The organism is Pedobacter sp. UBA4863 (genome assembly GCF_002399615.1).
GTDB lineage: Bacteria > Bacteroidota > Bacteroidia > Sphingobacteriales > Sphingobacteriaceae > Pedobacter.
In genome coordinates this window covers 1-16,955 of sequence record NZ_DHDZ01000015.1, presented here as the reverse complement: position 1 = coordinate 16,955, position 16,955 = coordinate 1, and the positions used below count along the sequence as shown (strand labels likewise).

The following is a 16,955-nucleotide window of genomic DNA, read 5'->3' as shown; positions in this document are numbered from 1 at the left end:
TTCTGTGATCCCGCTGGGATTCGAACCCAGGACCACTACATTAAAAGTGTAATGCTCTACCAGCTGAGCTACGGAATCTTCCTTTCTTGTAAGGAGGTGCAAATATAGAAATTTTGATTAATCATTCAAACTAATTATTAAAAACATATAAATATTTTTTTTTCACACACCTTAAACACTGTATTACAATGCTTAAGCTATAATAATTAGTTATGTTTTTGTATATTTTAAAATTAAAACCTATTTAATAAGGCTTATTGACGAGCCTACATGCTTCAATATCTCGATTACAGGCGCAGTTATTAAGCCCTTTTCATCTCGTTGCTGCTGAAAAGAAACAAAAGATGGCGTACTTAAAACCTCCTTTTGGATCTCTTCATTTTCGAACATGGCAATATGTTCAAAGGTAAGTCCGTCATCCTTCATACAAACATGGTACAAAAACTTGCTGGTGAGCATTGTTTTAAAATCAGTTATAAAAATGTTGATGTTATTGATATTTTCCTCAACAAAGTCAGCTTTTACTGTATAGGTAACTTGTACTGTAATCATTTTTTCTAAAATTTACAACAAATGTACTAAACGTATAGTGTTAATGTAATACATAAAAAAAGACCCTGCATATTACAAGGTCTTTTGGAATTACTTCTGAGCGTTTTAATTATTTTGCGCTATTTTTTTTCTCTGTAACTTCGGTACGGATTTCTTGTGCTAAACCTTTAAGATCTTGCATTGCTTTACGTACTCTTGTTCCTGCAGCTGAATTACCTGCATTATAAAATTTCTCTACGTCTGCTTCGATAGCAGCTACTACTTCTTTAACTTTTGCAAATTTTTCCATTGTTATAATTTTAATTTATTGCCCAAATATATCATTTAAACAGAATAAACAAGCAATTCTTTGTTTTTTTGATGTTCTTTTTTCGACTTATTTCTCAACAATTAACATTTACACCCATTGTACCTTAAGTAATTACAATAAATAAATAAGCAAAAAAAGCATATATAGCAGTAATCACAAACAACAAAAAAACAGTTTAACTAATTGATTAAATGTAACATACAACAAAAACACCCCTATTTTAAGAAACAACAAAAACACGCCATTGCAAAAAATAGCTAGCTGCGCTAGTTCTTAACAAGAAAACAGCTTTCTTCTTTATTAAATTGTTTAATTCGAATACAAAAAGCCTTGTACAAGCTAGTTTAGCGCAGGCGAAAATTAAAAATCAAAGCTTTTTATTGAGCTATTTGTACAATTTTTTAACCGTATAAATGTTTAAAATTTATTGTGTTTAAACTGCAACATAATGCCGTACTTTGTAGCAAATGTCATTACACATCACTTCACTAAACACTGGTAGCAACGGCAATTGTTTCTATATTGGCAACAACGAAGATGCGGTGCTTATTGACGCTGGACTAAGCTGCCGCGAAACAGAAAACAGGTTGGCCAGGCTAGGTTTAACCATGCAGAAAGTGAAAGCAATATTTATTAGTCATGAACATTCTGACCATATTAAAGGCTTACCTGTTTTAGCAAAGAAATATCAATTACCTATTTATATTACCCCAAAAACACACTTGGGTGGTAAACAGCTTTTACCAGCACACTTGATATACACCTTTCCAAGTAATACAGGTATAACTATTGGTGGCCTAGAAATCATCGCATTTCCAAAATTACACGATGCCGCCGAGCCTCACAGCTTTACAATAGCTTATAAGGGTATTAAAATTGGGGTTTTTACAGATATTGGTGATCATTGCGCCAACCTTATCCATCATTTCAAGCAATGCCATGCTGTATTTCTAGAAGCCAATTATGACGACGAAATGCTAGACAAAGGCAACTATCCTTATTTTTTAAAACAGAGAATACGTGGTGGCAATGGCCATTTATCTAATCAAAAAGCATTAGAATTATTTGTTAATCATCGGCCCGATTTTATGAGCCACCTTTTTCTTTCGCACTTAAGCAAAGCGAACAACTGTCCGGAATTGGTGCGCAGGTTATTTAACGAAGTAGCCAATAATGTAGAAATTATTGTAGCTTCTAGGTGGCAAGAAACCCCAGTTTACCAAATTGGCCTTAACGAAGCTAAGCTAGTTCTTGCAAAATAGTTTGTTGTTCGCTCACTATTAATCGGTGTTTTAAACCACATTTTAAGGCATAGTTAGCTTTTTGATGTCCTACTGGGAAATCAAAACAAACCGGATAGCCAAACTCTTTCACTTTTTCCATCACAACTTGCTCTAAAGTTTTGCCAAAACCATCATTGCCCTCATCTTTTTTTACTCGAAAGCCACCAATAACCAAGCCCTTCAATTTATGCAGTTTTCCGCTCCGTTTCAAATTGTAAAACATTCTATCAATACTGTACAGGTATTCGCCCACATCTTCTACAAACAAAATCTTACCATCTGTTTTAATTTCCGAAGTACTTCCAGCCAGGTTTTCGATACAACGTAGGTTACCGCCAATTAGCTCACCTTCGGCCTCCCCAAGCCTATTAGTGCTTTGGTAAGCTGCCTCATACCGCATCAACCCCTCTCCTTTTAACGCCTTTTCAATAGAGTTAATGGTAGCTATTTGTATGGGCTCTGCCGCGGCCCAATCAGCAGGAAAGCTATTGCACATTTTAGAATGCAGACTAGCAAAACGATAATTACTGTTCAAATGACAGTGCAAAATGGTAATATCACTAAAACCTATCAGCCATTTGGGCGATATTTTAAAAATGTTAAAATCTAACTGATCTACAATACGAATAGCTCCGTAACCGCCACGAGCACACATAATTGCTTTAATACTCGTGTCGTTTAACATCGCTTGTAAATCGTTCAAACGTTCTTCATCGGTACCGCCAAAAGTAAAATCTTTGGCACCTACTGTTTTCCCTTTCATTACCTTAAAGCCCCAACTTTCCATTTGTTGTATCGCAGGTTCAACTTCCTCCTGAGTAATAAATCCCGCTGGACAAGTAATACCAATAATATCTCCTTGTTTTAAATAAGGTGGCCTTTTGTGTTTTTTCGGTGCACCAGCAATTGGGGCAACTGTAGCTGCGCTAGATTTAAAAGCGTACAACATTGCCGATGCAGGCAATAAAGAAGAAAGAAATAGTTTGCGGTTCATGATAGGGCAATTTAGCAATAAGCCATAAATAAGACAAGACAGGTTCTTATAATTTATTGCAGAGCAGGATCTGTGCTCATCGGTTCTTCCAGTCCTGCAATTCGCCTTTAGTCCCGAATATCCCTAAGCACAAAAAAAGCCGACGCTCTTTCGGGAGCTGCCGGCTACTTTCAGGTCTATTTTACTTCTTCGGTAATTCTTGGCTAAACGTCCAACTTACCTTCTACAGAATCATCCATGGTTTTGCCAGTAACTATAGATGCCGCCATTTTTAAGAAAGCTATTGCTTCACCGTGTTTCGTGTCCCAATAATAAACATCTGTTGGTTCAACCTTAATTACACTAATTTTTTCATCGTCCTTCCCGTCCTGAAACCAAACTTTAAGTAATGGGTTCCACAACTCTTCTATCTTTTTTCTATCTTCTATAATCTCACTAATACCGTAGATATTTAAAAACCCAGAGTTCTTATGGTGCTGAAAAAACAGATGTGTAAATGGATCGGCTTCAATTTCTTTATTTTTGCCACTATCTTCTTGGCTCATAAACCAAAGATTTCCATTATCGTCAACATCTAAAACAGACATTGGCCTTACCGACATTGGTAATCCAGTTTTGATATTGGTACAGAAAAAGCAGTTCTCTGCGCCTTTAGCTAATTCCTGCAATTTCTTAACCGCTTCTTTTCCTTCTAAAGATTTGATATGGTCTTGCGTATTTTGAGTATTGTTAGAGCTATCTCTGCTCGTATCTAAATTTTCCATGATTAATTTTTAAGGTTTTAAGATTGTTTTTAAAGCTAGTGCTGTAACGAGTGCGCCAAATAAATAATAGCCAACGGTTAATACTTGTTTTTGCCGAGTTTGGTCAACTGGTGTTGGGTCTAAACCCAAAGGTTCTGGTAATTTAAGTGCGCCAAAGCCTGCACTTAAGCCCATTGCAATAGCCTTTGGCCAAATGTATTTCCCGCTGCTACCAATTAAGCTGTAATAAGATGCGTTGGCAATCAAATCTAGCTCTAAGGTTACTTTGTGCAAATCATTTTGGTTTTGTATTGGCCTGCCATATTCAGCCAAAGTCTTATTTACTGCTTCAGCACCAACCAAGTTAATTTTTGGTACATTATAGAAGTTTTTCCTCACCACTTCATGCAGTATATTCAATGCTGCCGAGCCAATAAAGCCAGCTGCTATGTTTCTAATCCATCTCATCATTTTATGCTTTAATGCTTAACCAATCAATTGCTTCATCTAATTGCGCTAGTGGGAAACCTTTAAACTCACCTGGAGCAACATAACTAAAGGCATCTGTAAATTTTTCGACGGCTTTTTCGTCCGTAACCACGGCCGATTTTTTCCACTTCGTAAAGTGTTTTACTCCAGCTATCATGTCTTGAAACCATGCACCAGCCGTGAAGTTTTCTACGGGGGTTTCTAACACCAACAGGTAGTAAATCTCGCCGTACTTCTGTGTCAGTACCTCTAGTACAGGCAGCAATACACTTTTAAGGTCGTCTGCAGTTACCTGGCCGGTGGCTCTTACGCCAAATACGTGTGGTGGTGTATCTCTTATAATGCTTAACATATATTTCCTTTTATTAAGCATAACAAGATTTCAAGAGCGAAAGTTTCTCTTATTTATGAATTTACATTTATACCGAAGACATACTTTAGGGATGAGCTACGATTTTAGTGCATAGAAATACAGTGGTTTTGGCTAAAGCCAAATAGGTAAATGAAAATTATTGCCATCTAGAATAGCTGAAGCCAATGGCAAGGAATTATTTCCAAGCGTTAATCGCTGAAGCCAAAGAAAAATAAAATTCTAAAAATTAATTAAGATACTGATACCTGACTACTGACCACTTCTACCTAAACCACCGCAGGCACCACCAACTGCTTAGAAATAGCTGCGCCATCGGCCAGTAATTCTTGCGTAATGGTACGGGTGTAGTCAATAATTTCTGCTTTAAAATCTTGTACAGAAGCACCGCCAGAACGAATTTCTTCCAAACGTTTTTCCCATTGTCCCGTTAATTCTGCTTGTGCAATACGTTTTTCTTTAACCACATCGTAAACGGCTAAACCTTTGGCTGTAGGCACTAAATTTCGTTTTTCACGAACTATGTAATCTCTGGTCAATAAAGTTTCGATGATAGCTGCACGGGTAGCGGGAGTACCTAAACCACTGTCTTTCATGGCGTAGCGCAACTCTTCATCTTCAATCTCTTTACCACAGGTTTCTAACGATTTTAATAAGGAAGCCTCGTTGTACATCGCCTTTGGCTTAGTTTGCTTCTCTAAAAATGCTTTATTTACAATGGGCAAGGCTTCTCCCTTTTTTACTTTTGGCAAAGCTGGATTATCCTCATCTTTTTTATCATCTTCTACATCGTTAAAAACAGAGCGCCATCCTGCAAAGCGGATAACAGTTCCATTAGCGATAAAAGTAATTTCAGATTGAATGGTGATTTTAGTAACCTCTTTCACACACTCTTGATGAAAAGCTTCTAACATACGTCCGGCAACCATATCGTAAACCGCCTGATGGTCTTTGCTTAACGTACCAGATTTTATCCCTGTGGTTAAAATAGCGTGGTGGTCGGTTACCTTCTTGGCATTTACACTTCGCTTATTCAGAGTATTTTCGCCTAAAAATAATGCTTGCTTAGCAAACTGCGGATGGTCCGTTAAACCAGCAATAAGCGCAGGAACGGTGGCAAAAACATCATCACCTATGTAACGACTGCCCGTACGTGGATAAGTCACCAACTTGCTTTCATAAAGGTTTTGCAACAAACCAAGCGTTTGGTCGGCAGTAAAGCCATTACGTTTGTTGGCCTCTTGCTGCAAAGAACTTAAATCGTGCAACAGCGGAGGTGGCTCTTTTCTAGGCTTAGCTTCTACCGCAGTAATATTTCCGCCATTACTAAAGCCCGAAGCTACGTCTTCAACCTTGGCGAAAACAGTTTCTCCTTCTTCTTTATTATCGAAATTATCTACAGAAATAGCCTTGAAAAGCTGACCATCTTTATCTAACTGGATACCAATTTGGTAATATATTTTAGGTACAAAGTTTTTAATCTCTAAGAACCTTGCACAAATCATGGCCAAAGTTGGCGTTTGCACCCTTCCTAACGACAGCACACTCCTATTGCCGGCCGAAATACTTAATGCCTGTGTAGCATTCATACCTACCAACCAATCGGAAACCGAGCGGCAATGTGCCGAACTGAACAAAGTATCGTAATCCTCGCCAGGTTTTAAATTCCTGAAACCGTCCTTAATTGCTTCATCTGTTTGAGAGGAAATCCACAAGCGTTTAAATGGTTTTTTGCATTTTAGATATGAATAGATATACCTAAAAATTAACTCGCCCTCACGCCCAGCATCGGTCGCTACGATAATTTCAGTACATTCATCAAATAATTTCTGAATAATATCTAGCTGTTTCCTAACGCCAGGGTCTTCTACCATACCATCTTTAGTTTTAATTTTACGGATGGAGAGCTTAAATTTCTGCGGCAGCATTGGCAAATGCTCTTTACGCCAGCCATAGAAACCATATTCTTGAGGTGGGGCCAGTTGCAGCAAATGACCAAAGGCCCAAGTAAACGAGTAGCCTTTACCTTCTATATAACCATCTTTACGGGTAGTGGCACCAAAAACTTTGGCTAATTCTCGTCCTACAGATGGCTTTTCGGCAATTACTAACTTCATATCAAACAAAATGGAAGGTTAAATATCCATAATTTAGAACATTAATTTGTTTCATTTTATCCACATCTAATTTATACTACTGATGATTAAGCAAATAGACTGTAACAAATCTTGCACAGCCAATGTCTTCTGCTATGCAATTACATCAGACAAGTAGAAAATGTTAAAACGAAATACTGTTACAGGAGGTATTTGGCGAAGGGGGCAAAATTGTCCTGAGCCGATAGACAGCCCTCCAACAGTTGATTTATTTTCTTAGCATGAAATTTAGGGAAATTTAAGCCTTTTATTAATGTCTTTTTACATTGATAAGACTACAACAAGGCTAGATTTTAAACAAATTACGTAATTTTGCAAATTGATTTACAATAATGAGCAAACACGGTAAAATTTTAGTAGCCATGAGTGGCGGGGTAGATAGTTCGGTAGCGTCTGTAATGTTGCACGAACAAGGGTACGAGGTAATTGGCCTAACCATGAAGACTTGGGATTATGCTACTTCTGGCAGTAACAGCAAGGAAACCGGCTGTTGTAGCTTAGACAGCATTAACGATGCTCGTACATTGGCCGTAAATTATGGTTTCCCTCACTATATCCTCGATATTAGAGATGAATTTGGTGATTTCGTAATCGATAACTTTGTAGATGAATACCTAGCGGGAAGAACACCAAACCCTTGTGTACTGTGCAACACTTATATTAAATGGGAAGCATTGTTAAAACGTGCCGACAAATTAGATTGTGAGTTTATTGCTACCGGACATTATGCCAATATCCGTAAACAAGATAGTGGGCGTTATGTAATTTCTAAAGGAAAAGACGAAAATAAAGATCAATCTTATGTGTTGTGGGGGGTATCGCAAGAAAACTTAGCCAGAACTAAATTCCCTTTGGGCAGTTTTACCAAAGCCGAAATTAGGCAAATGGCTTTAGATATGGGACAAGAAGAATTAGCAAAGAAAAGCGAAAGCTACGAGATTTGCTTTGTGCCAGATAACGATTACCGTGCTTTCTTAAAACACAAAGTGGAAGATTTAGAAGATCGTGTAGCTGGCGGAAACTTTGTAAATACCCAAGGAATGGTAATAGGGCAACATAAAGGTTATCCATTTTATACCATTGGCCAACGTAAAGGTTTGGGCGTAGCTTTTGGCGAACCCATGTTTGTTACCCAAATTCTACCAGAAAGCAATACTGTTGTTTTAGGCAGGGCCGATGAATTGGAACGCCGCGAAGCAATGGTAAAAAACGTAAACCTAATTAAGTACGAAAACATTAACGAGCCTTTAAATAACGTAATTACTAAAATCCGTTATAAAGATGCCGGTACCTTAAGCACTATTGTACAAGAGAAAGACCAAATGCGTGTGGTTTTCGATCATGCAGTTTCTGCTATCGCTCCTGGGCAGTCGGCCGTATTTTACGAAGGTAGCGACTTGCTAGGTGGTGGTTTTTTAATTTAATTTTCTAAAAAATTTATATCCAAAAAAAACCGAAGAGCAATTTAAATTGCTCTTCGGTTTTTTTCTTTACTTATTAAAGAAAGCTCTCTTCCGGTTTGCCCAGCTACCGAAGTATTTTCTTGCGCTCTTCTAAACAAATAAGGCATTACGGCTTTAATAGGGCCATAAGGGACATATTTAGTTACATTATAACCTGCATTAGAAAGATTAAAACTTAAATTATCGCTCATGCCTAAAAGTTGGGCAAAATAAACATGAGGATGATGGTGTGCTATTCCTTTTTCATCTATTAACTCGGTTAACAAACGACTACTTTCTTCGTTATGCGTACCACAAACAAACCCAATCCTATCAATGTTTTCTACGCAGAAACGTAAAGCAAGGTTATAATCTCTATCGGTGGCAGCTTTATCTGGCTGTATTGGCGATGGATAACCATTTTCTTCGGCACGTTTGCGCTCTTTTTCCATATAAGCACCGCGAACCAGTTTAGCACCTAAAATAAAATTAGCTTCTTTGGCAACTAGATAATTAGCCTTTAAACTAGCTAACTTATCATGACGATAAATTTGATATGTATTAAAAACAATCAGTTGTTCCTTATTGAACTTCATCATCATTTCTATCGCTAACAAATCAATGGTGTCTTGTATCCAAGTTTCTTCGGCATCAATCATTACCGGCACTTTTCTTTCAAACGCCGTGCTACAAATTTTCTCGCAGCGTTGTTTTACACGTTCAAATTCGGCAGTTTCCGTTGCCGATAATTCTTGCTTGGCATCTAATTTTTCTAGCAAGGCAAAGCGGGCAATGCCCGTTACCTTAAAAACCGTTATTGGAATTCTCGGGTCGCCATCTGCACGCTCAATTGTTCTAATAATTTCCTCACAGGTAAAATCAAAAGCGTGCTCTTCATCCTCCCCTTCAACAGAGTAATCTAAAATTGTACCTACTTTACCTTGGTGCAATTGCTCAATGGTATGTTCGCATTCTGCAATGGTTTCGCCGCCGCAAAACTGTTTAAATATAGTTGCTTTAATGGCACCCTGTATAGGCAAACCAACGTTAAGCATAAAATTGGTAATTGGCGGGCCAACTTTGGTTAAAAAGTTACTACCAATCATTTTAAAAAGCCAATACGCTTGTTTTAACTCGGCATTAGATTTATGCCTAAAGGCAACTTCAGTGTTATTAAAGTCTATTTTTTGTTTTGTTAATGGTTCCATTTCCATAAGTATTGTGTTAGTTGCGCAAAAATACAAATTACTCGTAACGATAGCGTGAAAGACTTTTAAATAATCGTAAATTTGCACCGAGATGATAAAATTTAAACTTGAAGGAGAATTTATTCCTTTAATAGCACTGTTAAAAGCTACCTCATTAGTTCAAAGTGGCGGAGAAGCACAATCTATTGTTGAAGAAGGATTGGTTAAAGTAAACGGCATAACCGAAGAACGCAAACGCTTAAAAGTACGTGTTGGCGATAAGGTTGAGTTTCTGAGCCAAACCATTACAGTTATTTAATGGAGGCCTTAAAAAACAATGAGCACTTTATCCATTTTGAAAGTGGATTGGCTCCTTTAAATGCTATTTTAACAGCAAAAAATTACAGCAAAGTATTTGTATTTGCCGATTCTATCACTGCAGAAGTTTGCATACCTGTTTTCAGGGATTTTTTGCCAGAGTTAGAGAATTTCGATATTATAGAAACTGATCCGGGTGAAGAAAACAAGAACATCGATTTTTGTATCGGCATTTGGAAAACCCTGTTAGACTTTGAAGCAGACCGCAAATGCCTCATGATTAACCTTGGTGGCGGTGTAATTACCGATATGGGCGGTTTTGTGGCCTCTACCTATAAACGTGGTATTGATTTTATTAATATACCTACTACCCTGCTTTCGCAAGTTGATGCTTCTGTAGGCGGTAAAACAGGCATCGATATCGATAACGTGAAAAACATGGTAGGCACCTTCAGTTTGCCACAAGCGGTGTTTATAGAAACTGCCTTTTTGCAAACTTTGCCACAACGCGAACTCTTATCGGGTTTTGCCGAGATGATTAAACATGGCCTAATTGCTGATGCAACCTATTATCAGGAATTAAAAAATAGCGATTATACTAAAATTAGTGCAGCAGCCATTTATCACTCTGTGAAAATTAAAAACGAAGTGGTATTGGCAGATCCTTTTGAAAGAGGATTACGCAAGATTTTAAATTACGGGCATACCATTGGCCATGCGATAGAAGGCTATGCTTTAGTAAACGACAAAAAACCTTTAACCCACGGCGAAGCAATTGCTATCGGGATGATCTGCGAAGCGCATTTATCTGCCAAATATGGTAACCTATCGCAAGAAGAATTAACAGAAATTGCTACTTATATCCTTTCACTTTATCCAAAATACCACATTAAACCAGAAAGTTTCGATGATTTAATGGTATTGATGCAGAGCGATAAAAAGAATGAAGAAGGCTTTATCCTTTTTTCTTTATTAGACAAAATTGGCCATTGCATTTTTAACTGCAAAGTAACCAAAGAAGATATTTTTAACAGTTTAAACTATTACAACAGCTTATAAAAGATGACGTTTACCGGAAGTGATATTTCTGTAGGCACACTATTTGGATTTGTTATTGTGCTTACTTTAGTAGAAATGTATTTCAGCTATGCACACGACAAAAAATTATACACTAAAAGAGATACTTGGACAAATATTTATTTAATGCTTTGTGCAGTAGCCATTAATCTCGCTACAAAATTTGCTACTTTTTTTTTGTTAGATTACTGCTATCAGTTTAAACTTTTTCAAGTCGAAAATGTAGGGCTATACTGGATAGTTTTAATACTTACGCAAGACTTTTTATATTGGTTTTTGCACACTGTTGGCCATTACGTACGCTTTTTTTGGGCAATGCATGTTACACACCATTCGTCAGAACATTTTAACCTAACCACGGGTTTCCGTTCTACCGTTTTTGAACCATTGTACCGCGTGTTTTTTTACCTGCCCCTAGCTTTTATGGGCTTTACCGCCATGGATATTTTATTTGCGTATTTAATTACACAAATTTATGGCAACCTAGTACATACGCAAACTGTACAAAAATTCCCAGCTTGGTTCGAGTACATTTTTGTAACTCCATCACATCATCGGGTGCACCACGCTTGCAACGTACGTTATTTAGACAAGAATATGGGGATGGTTTTAATACTTTGGGATAGGTGGTTTGGGACTTTTCAAGAGGAATTACCAGAAGACGAAATAAAATATGGCTTAACTGCGCAACCCGAAGATACTGGTGCTTTCAACATTATTTTTCATGAATTTATAGCGCTTAACAATGACATAAAAAGAGCACCTAGCTTTAAAGACAAGTTAAAATACATCTTTAACCCTCCGGGTTGGAGCCATGATGGCAGCACCAAAATTGCGAAAATAATGCAGCAAGAACTTATAGAAACCGAAAAAGAAAGCAAAACGATTGGAAACAGCGTTAAAGTTTTTACGAATTAGTCTTGCAAATCGTAATTTTTAAATCTAAAATCAAAACCCATAATACCATTTCGTTATTTGGTTCAAAAACTACAAAATTAAATTCCGTAAAAAATATTTTTAATAAACCCTTGACAAATTAAATTTGTTGATGTACATTTGACACCAGAAAGCAAAAAATGAATTTTAACACTACATATTGGTTTGGTTACTTTTACTACTTCAGTAAGAGCCGGGACTAATATGCTTAAAGTATAAAGATATTTTAAAACATACAAAAAAGGTCCTGGCTAAAAAGTCAGGACCTTTTTTTGTTTACAACAATTATGAAAACAAAAACAAGGGTAGCCATACAAGGCATTAAAGCATCATTTCACGAAGAAGCAGCTTATAAGTTTTTTGGTAACGATATTGCAACAATAGAATGTAACTCATTTAAAGAAACTTGCGATAAGTTAGAAAATGACGATGCCGATTTTGTAGTGATGGCCATTGAAAACTCTATTGCGGGCAGTCTATTGCCCAATTACACCTTAATCCGCGATTATGGTTTTTCAGTAGTTGGCGAGGTTTACATCCCAATTCGTTTACATTTAATGGCCTTACCAGGCGTTAAGTTCGAAGATTTAAAAACCGTAACCTCTCACCCTATCGCCATTCGTCAGTGTATCGATTTCTTTTACGATTTTCCAAATATCAACATTGTTGAAGGAAACGACACGGCCGCTTGTGCTAAAAAAATACAGGAAAACCAATTACAAGATACCGCTGCCGTAGCCAATACCTTGGCAGCCGAGTTATATGGTTTAAATATCTTAGAACGCAGTGTAGAATCTAACAAGAAAAACTTTACCCGCTTTTTAATCTTAAAAAAAGACCGAACCGAAAACGACGGAAAAATTAACAAAGCCTCTATCTGCTTTCAAGTTGGGCATAAGGCCGGAAGCTTAGCAAAAGTGTTAAATATATTTGCCGAACAAGAAGTTATATTAACTAAAATACAATCTATGCCGGTTTTAGGCAAACGCGATGAGTACTACTTTTATGTTGACTTAGAATGGCCTACTACCGAAAAATACGACAAAGCCATTAGACAGGCCTTAAAATATACTACAAACTTTAACATACTAGGCGAGTATATTAAGAATGATAAAGTCTAATTGTAATAAAGTATCGGTAAACACAAAAATCGTAAATCGTAAATCGTAAATCGTACATAAATATAATATCCTAAAAAATGAAACTTAATTTAAACATCGAGCCTTTAGAAAACTGGCTAACGGCAAACAATCAACCTTTATTAATCTCTGGGCCTTGTAGTGCAGAAACCGAAGATCAATTATTAACTACCGCACATTTATTAGCAGCCACTGGCAAAGTAAGTGTTTTAAGAGCTGGTATTTGGAAACCACGTACCCGTCCGGGAGAATTTGAAGGCATTGGTAGCATTGGTTTAGAGTGGTTAAAACGTGCCAAAGCAGAAACTGGCTTGCCTACTGCTGTTGAGGTGGCTAACGCAAAACATGTGGAAGAAGCTTTAGCGGCTGGCGTAGATATCCTTTGGATTGGTGCTCGCTCTACCGTAAATCCTTTCACCGTACAAGAAATTGCTGATGCTTTAAAAGGACACGACGTACCTGTATTGATTAAAAACCCAGTAAACCCAGATTTACAGTTGTGGATTGGTGCTATTGAGCGTATCAACAAAGCTGGTATTTCTAAAATTGGTGCTATTCACCGCGGTTTCTCTTCGTTCGAAAAATCGTCGTTCCGTAACGAACCAATGTGGGAACTAGCCATCCAGTTAAAAACACTTTGCCCAGACTTGCCAATCATCAACGACCCAAGTCACATTTGCGGTAACCGCGAATTAATCCCTTACATCTCTCAAAAAGCGCTAGACTTAGACATGCAAGGTTTAATGATCGAGTCGCACTTAGATCCATCGGTAGCTTGGACAGATGCTAAACAACAGTTAACACCTGCTGCTGTGAGCGAATTAATGGATCGTTTAACCGTACGCGAGCCTGAATCTAAAAACGAAGCTTTTGTTGATAAATTAGCCGAATTGCGTAAGCAAATTGATAAAATCGATGATTTGTTATTGCAAAAACTAGGCGAGCGCATGTCGATAGTAGAAAAAATTGGCGAGTTTAAACGCGACAACCAAGTAACAGTATTGCAAGTTAGCCGTTGGGACGAGATCCTTAAAAAAGGAACTGCATTTGCTAAAGCTTTAAAATTAGACGAACTGTTTACTGAAAAGTTTTTAGAATTAGTTCATGGCGAGTCTATACGCAAGCAAACTGAAATTTTAAATGCAGGAAAAGTTACCAAAGAAGGTATTGCTGCCGAACAACATACAGAAGTAAAAGCTTAAGATTTAGCTTATTTTTTTTAGGATAACAAGAACTATTCGTCATTTCGAAACGGAACAAAGTGAAGTGAGAAATCTGTCGCCCAAGTACCTTTGCTATAGATTTCTCCTCGTTCCTTGTCGAAATGACGATAATGTTCATTTTTGGAGTTCTTAAATCCATCGCCCTAATACAACCAAACCATGCATAAAAATGCTATTGTTTCTTTTAAAGGAACACAAAATATACAAGCGGAAATACAACTCACAGGCTCTAAAAGCGAATGCAACAGAGCGCTGATTATTAAATCGTTGAGCAAAAATTTGGTAAAAGTAGAAAACTTATCAAACGCTGCCGATACCGTTACCCTAAACGCTATTTTGGCCGATTTAGACACCTCTGAAAATGACAGCAACAAGCTAAAAACCGTTGATGTAGGCCCTGCAGGAACAGCCATGCGCTTTCTATCGGCTTACCTTTCGGCTAAAAATGGCAATTTCTTGCTAACAGGAACCGAGCGTATGAAACAACGTCCTATCGGGATTTTAGCAGATGCCTTAAAAGAAATTGGTGCCGACATCAGCTATGCTGAAAAAGAAGGCTTCCCTCCCTTAACTATCAACGGACCACTTGACCAAGTAAGCTCGCACATTAAAATTAAAGGCGATATTAGTAGCCAGTATATTTCGGCTTTATTAATGTTAGCCCCAACCCTTGCACAAGGTTTAACCTTAGAAATTATTGGCGAATTAACCTCTAAGCCTTATGTAGAAATGACTTTGGCCATGTTAGCCGAATGTGGCATTGCTCATCAATGGAATGGAAACTTAATTACCATCAAGCATCAAGAATTTAAATCAGCTACCCTAATTGTAGAACCAGACTGGAGCGCTGCTTCTTATTGGTACAGCATTGTAGCTTTAGCTAAAAATGCAAAAATTAGTCTTCCGCACCTGCGTGAAAAAAGTTTACAGGGCGATAGTCAAATCCAACAAATTATGGAGATTTTTGGCTTAAGCACCGCTAAAACTACTAACGGAATAGCTTTCAAAAAAAACCAGACTATTAAAAACACCGATAAAGTTTTAGACTTAAAAACTTGCCCAGATTTGGCACAAACCATTGTGGTTGTTGCCGCAGCATTAGGCTTAAATATGGCTTTTACAGGTTTAGAAACCTTAAAAATAAAAGAAACCGACCGCGTTGCAGCATTGCAAAACGAGTTGGCAAAAATTGGCGTTAAACTAAACGAAGATAATTTAGTTTACACTTTAGACTGCACCGAACTTCATTTTCCTAAAAAAGTGAGCATCGCTACCTACGAAGACCACCGTATGGCCATGGCCTTTGCTCCCTTAGCTTTATTAATTGAGGAACTAGAAATTGAAGACTATAATGTAGTTGAGAAATCTTATCCTTATTTTTGGGAAGACTTGAAAAAAATTGGCTTTTCTGTACAAGAACAAGGATAAAGGAACAAAGAGCAAAGACTGAATATAAAGCGCCCAAATAGGCAAAATCGTAAATCTAAAATCGTAAATCTAAAATAAAAATGGCAGGCAACTCATTCGGGCAAATATTTCGCATTACTACTTTTGGCGAATCTCATGGTACAGCAATTGGAGTAATTTTAGATGGCTGTCCGGCAGGATTAACCATAGATGTAGATTTCATCCAATCTGAATTAGATAAACGTAAACCCGGTCAATCAAAAATCACTACACAACGCAAGGAAAGCGATACCGTGCAAATACTTTCGGGAACTTTTGAAGGAAAAAGTACAGGAACGCCCATTGCAATGCTAATTCCTAACGAAGACCAACGCAGTAAAGATTACGGACATAATGTAGATGTTTACCGCCCCAGCCACGCCGATTATGTTTACGATGCTAAATACGACATTCGCGATCACCGAGGCGGAGGCCGTTCTTCGGCTCGGGAAACCGCAGCCAGAGTAGCCGCCGGAACTGTTGCTAAATTGCTATTGAAACATTACGGAATAGATATTTTTGCACACGTTACCGCTGTAGGGAAAATAAATGCGCCAAATTTAGAAAGCAATAATATTACAGAACTGCTAGAACTTAGAGAAGCAAACATTGTACGTTGTGCAGACCCTGCTACAGCAAACGAAATGATTGATTTTATAGACAGCGTTCGTAAAGATGGCGATACCATTGGAGGTAAGATTTCTTGCGTAATTAAGGGCTGCCCCGCTGGTTTAGGAGAACCTGTTTTTGACAAACTACATGCCGATTTAGGGAAAGCAATGTTAAGCATTAATGCCGTACATGGTTTCGAATATGGTTCGGGTTTTGATGGCACAGAATTAAGAGGTTCGGAGCACAATGATGTTCCTTTACCAAAATCTCAAAGCGAGCAACAATTTAAAACAATAACCAACCACGCTGGTGGTATTTTGGGTGGTATCTCTAACGGAATGGACATTACCTTTAAAGTGGGTTTTAAACCTGTAGCTACCATTATGCACAACCAACAAACCATTAATGCCGCCGGACAAGCCGCAGAAATTAAGGGCAAAGGTAGGCACGACCCCTGTGTGGTACCAAGGGCGGTAGTAATTGTTGAAGCCATGGCGGCTTTGGTACTGGCAGATCATTTATTGAGAAACAGAAGCAGTAAATTAGCCTAAAGCGCTTCATCTGTCGTTATACTGAATTTATTTCAGCATTAGTTTTAAAGGATAATTTTTCGGACAGGCTAATCTAGCCAAGAATATAAGTGAGATATGTATAAATACCTGTTGTGCATTTAAGATA

General features: G+C 37.7%; 17 protein-coding genes and 1 tRNA gene. 9 read left to right on the top strand and 9 right to left on the bottom strand.

The features are described from left to right. Nucleotides 1-5: 5 nt before the first annotated feature. From B3I52_RS01905 to B3I52_RS01895, 3 genes are all read right to left on the bottom strand, one after another. Nucleotides 6-78, bottom strand: a tRNA-Lys gene (locus B3I52_RS01905). Nucleotides 79-240: 162 nt separating this feature from the next. Next, nucleotides 241-552, bottom strand: coding sequence for a hypothetical protein (locus B3I52_RS01900; RefSeq protein WP_293298013.1), 312 nt, complete (start codon nt 550-552; stop codon nt 241-243). Nucleotides 553-661: 109 nt separating this feature from the next. Continuing rightward, entirely contained in the window at nt 662-841 is a 180-nt protein-coding gene (locus B3I52_RS01895; RefSeq protein ID WP_113635034.1) for a histone H1, read from the bottom strand. A gap of 488 nt (nt 842-1,329) precedes the next feature. Here B3I52_RS01895 and B3I52_RS01890 point away from each other — a divergent pair, with 488 nt between their 5' ends. Further along, nucleotides 1,330-2,124, top strand: coding sequence for an MBL fold metallo-hydrolase (locus B3I52_RS01890; protein WP_293298010.1), 795 nt, complete (start codon nt 1,330-1,332; stop codon nt 2,122-2,124). On the opposite strand, the gene B3I52_RS01885 is transcribed toward B3I52_RS01890, so the two are convergent. From B3I52_RS01885 to B3I52_RS01865, 5 genes are all read right to left on the bottom strand, one after another. Beyond that, nucleotides 2,102-3,139, bottom strand: coding sequence for a S66 peptidase family protein (locus B3I52_RS01885; protein ID WP_293298007.1), 1,038 nt, complete (start codon nt 3,137-3,139; stop codon nt 2,102-2,104). The genes B3I52_RS01890 and B3I52_RS01885 overlap by 23 nt on opposite strands. A gap of 203 nt (nt 3,140-3,342) precedes the next feature. Continuing rightward, nucleotides 3,343-3,903 carry a pyridoxamine 5'-phosphate oxidase family protein gene (locus tag B3I52_RS01880; protein ID WP_293298004.1) on the bottom strand — a complete coding sequence of 187 codons (561 nt, stop codon included), beginning with the start codon at nt 3,901-3,903 and terminating at the stop codon, nt 3,343-3,345. A 9-nt stretch (nt 3,904-3,912) separates the two neighbouring features. Continuing rightward, nucleotides 3,913-4,353 carry a hypothetical protein gene (locus B3I52_RS01875; RefSeq protein ID WP_293298001.1) on the bottom strand — a complete coding sequence of 147 codons (441 nt, stop codon included), beginning with the start codon at nt 4,351-4,353 and terminating at the stop codon, nt 3,913-3,915. A gap of 1 nt (nt 4,354) precedes the next feature. After that, the gene (locus tag B3I52_RS01870; RefSeq protein WP_293297998.1) at nt 4,355-4,723 is read right to left on the bottom strand and encodes an STAS/SEC14 domain-containing protein; all 369 of its coding nucleotides are present in this window, start codon (nt 4,721-4,723) and stop codon (nt 4,355-4,357) included. Between the two features lie 287 nt (nt 4,724-5,010). Next, nucleotides 5,011-6,858 (bottom strand): DNA topoisomerase 3, encoded by a 1,848-nt coding sequence (locus B3I52_RS01865; RefSeq protein ID WP_293297996.1) that lies wholly within the window; start codon nt 6,856-6,858, stop codon nt 5,011-5,013. Between the two features lie 371 nt (nt 6,859-7,229). Here B3I52_RS01865 and mnmA point away from each other — a divergent pair, with 371 nt between their 5' ends. After that, entirely contained in the window at nt 7,230-8,321 is a 1,092-nt protein-coding gene (gene mnmA / locus B3I52_RS01860) for a tRNA 2-thiouridine(34) synthase MnmA (RefSeq protein ID WP_293297993.1), read from the top strand. Nucleotides 8,322-8,362: 41 nt separating this feature from the next. Here mnmA and B3I52_RS01855 read toward each other — a convergent pair whose 3' ends face one another. Continuing rightward, entirely contained in the window at nt 8,363-9,547 is a 1,185-nt protein-coding gene (locus tag B3I52_RS01855) for a proline dehydrogenase family protein (protein ID WP_293297990.1), read from the bottom strand. A 91-nt stretch (nt 9,548-9,638) separates the two neighbouring features. Here B3I52_RS01855 and B3I52_RS01850 point away from each other — a divergent pair, with 91 nt between their 5' ends. The 7 genes from B3I52_RS01850 to aroC all read left to right on the top strand — a co-directional run bounded on the left by B3I52_RS01850 (nt 9,639) and on the right by aroC (nt 16,828). Next, a complete protein-coding gene (locus B3I52_RS01850) occupies nt 9,639-9,845 on the top strand; it encodes an RNA-binding S4 domain-containing protein (protein ID WP_293297988.1) in 207 nt (68 codons plus the stop codon). Beyond that, complete coding sequence (aroB, locus tag B3I52_RS01845; RefSeq protein WP_293297986.1) at nt 9,845-10,903, top strand: 3-dehydroquinate synthase; 1,059 nt, start codon at nt 9,845-9,847, stop codon at nt 10,901-10,903. The genes B3I52_RS01850 and aroB overlap by 1 nt, the downstream gene beginning before the upstream one ends. A gap of 3 nt (nt 10,904-10,906) precedes the next feature. Then, nucleotides 10,907-11,839: a sterol desaturase family protein gene (locus B3I52_RS01840; protein WP_293297985.1), complete on the top strand. Its 933-nt coding sequence runs from the start codon at nt 10,907-10,909 to the stop codon at nt 11,837-11,839. Nucleotides 11,840-12,144: 305 nt separating this feature from the next. Next, nucleotides 12,145-12,978 carry a prephenate dehydratase gene (locus B3I52_RS01835; protein ID WP_293297982.1) on the top strand — a complete coding sequence of 278 codons (834 nt, stop codon included), beginning with the start codon at nt 12,145-12,147 and terminating at the stop codon, nt 12,976-12,978. Between the two features lie 77 nt (nt 12,979-13,055). Beyond that, a complete protein-coding gene (locus B3I52_RS01830) occupies nt 13,056-14,198 on the top strand; it encodes a chorismate mutase (protein ID WP_293297979.1) in 1,143 nt (380 codons plus the stop codon). A gap of 180 nt (nt 14,199-14,378) precedes the next feature. Continuing rightward, on the top strand, nt 14,379-15,647 hold the full coding sequence (gene aroA, locus B3I52_RS01825; protein ID WP_293297976.1) for a 3-phosphoshikimate 1-carboxyvinyltransferase: 1,269 nt from the start codon (nt 14,379-14,381) through the stop codon (nt 15,645-15,647). An 80-nt stretch (nt 15,648-15,727) separates the two neighbouring features. Continuing rightward, nucleotides 15,728-16,828 (top strand): chorismate synthase, encoded by a 1,101-nt coding sequence (aroC, locus tag B3I52_RS01820; RefSeq protein WP_293297973.1) that lies wholly within the window; start codon nt 15,728-15,730, stop codon nt 16,826-16,828. Nucleotides 16,829-16,955 lie beyond the last annotated feature (127 nt).